We start from the raw sequence: 1,836 nt of genomic DNA, 5'->3' as shown, positions 1-1,836 counted from the left end.
TTCCTGCGTTTCTGAGTTGCGATAATTAATCGCTCACTTATTCGACTATTAAGTACTACGTACTTAATTTTTTTTAACTTTTTATATACAATTATATACAATTTGATATAATTTAGTTATGAAGAATTATGTAGTGATGAACAACAGCAACGGAAAAGCAACTTATTGCCAGGTGGTTGTAGGTCAAGGCTTCAAAAAAGCATACAAAAGAATTGCAAGTCTAGGAAATATCCAAAAACTCACTGAAATAAATGAAAACTATCTTGAGATCTTTAGAGATAAAGTTAAAGAATTAGGTCATATTGAAGACTCAAATAAGTTAAAAAAGATACTTTTAGACTATTTAAATTCTTTAGCAGAGCAAACATATACAACAAATATTGGAATTAATATTCTTTACTATGTTATAGATAAACTGCAAATTTTTGAAAGTTTAGAAAAAAGCAAACATAAAGACCTAGAAAATATATTGAAATATCAAATTTCATCAAGAATATTGCAAAATTCGTCAATTATCAATAGTTTTGAAAATAAGGATAAATTTGAGAATGAAGTAGATACAAAAAAAGATACTTTTTATGGTTTGTTGGATGTGTTAGTCAACAATGAAGACAACTTGATATCAAATTTATACGAAAAAATCTCATCTATTTCAAATAGAAATAAACAATTTGTGTTTTTTGATTCAACAACTGTTTATTTTGAAACATTCTCGCGTGATGGTTTGAGAATGCCAGGCTACTCAAAAGATGGCAAGTTTAAAGAAGATCAAGTTGTTGTAGGAATGGCGACTGATAGTAATGGAATTCCAATTTACTTAAAAGTGTTTCGTGGCAACACAGCAGATGGAAACACGTTGATACCTTTTATTGTTGATTTGAGAGAAAAATTTGCAATAAAATCAATGACCGTTATTGCTGATAAGGGAATGTCAACGAACAAAAATATTAGATTTTTAGAAAGTCATGGTATAGATTACATTTTTGCACAAAGACTAAAAACAACCTCAAAATCCTTCAAAGAGTTTGTTCTAGATCCAAGCGGTTTTAATGAATCGGTTGATAATTTTAAATGGAAAGAATTGGAATTTAAATCGCTATGAAAAGGTGGCAGGTTCAATGATAATTTTCGTCGCAGAATAGTTATATATAGTCAAAAACGTGCAAACAAAGATAAAAACGATCGTCAAATACTTATTGACAACTTCCGTAAAAAACAGAATAAACAAGGTGTAGTCAATGCTGAAGACATAATCGGAACAAAAAAATACAAATTCTTTAAAAAAGTCGGGAAAATGAGTTTTACTCTTGATCTAGACAAGATTGAGGAAGATGAAAAATTTGATGGCTACTTTGTTTATGAAACATCAAGAAAAGATCTTAAACCTGAAGAAATTGTTTCAGTTTATCACAAACAATATCAAATTGAAGAAAACTTCAGAACATTGAAATCATCGCTAAAAGTTAGACCAATATTTGTCCGAACTGAAAGACATATTCGAGGGCATTTTTTACTAAATTTCATTGCATTAATTGTATTGAAATTTACTATATTTAAAATTAATGAATTCTATCATCAACAAGGTGTTATTGAAAAATTAACCAATACTAAGCTAATTGATTTTTTAAAAGACTGCAATAAGTTAACTAAATTAAGAAACGGAAAAATAATTGAAGAAAGATTTATTGACCCCGCTATTAATAAAAGCAATGAAGAAACGTATAATGAATTTCTAGAAATTGTAAAAAATTGTATATAGAAAAAACAAAAAGTGTATTTTGACTTAAAATAACAGTCAATTTTACACTTTTTGTTTTTTACTCCGAAACTCAGGAA

General features: G+C 27.9%; 1 protein-coding gene. It reads left to right on the top strand.

Annotation, left to right across the window (positions count from 1 at the left end):
• The first annotated feature begins 118 nt into the window (after positions 1–118).
• Positions 119–1,759: an IS1634 family transposase gene (locus E1I18_RS03600; protein ID WP_141484224.1), complete on the top strand. Its 1,641-nt coding sequence runs from the start codon at positions 119–121 to the stop codon at positions 1,757–1,759.
• Positions 1,760–1,836: the final 77 nt, after the last annotated feature.

This window comes from Mycoplasmopsis mucosicanis (assembly GCF_006546935.1).
In the GTDB taxonomy this organism is placed as follows: Bacteria; Bacillota_I; Bacilli_A; order Mycoplasmatales; family Metamycoplasmataceae; genus Mycoplasmopsis; species Mycoplasmopsis mucosicanis.
Note: the sequence above shows the minus strand (reverse complement) of the source record. Positions and strands in the feature narration are given on the sequence as shown.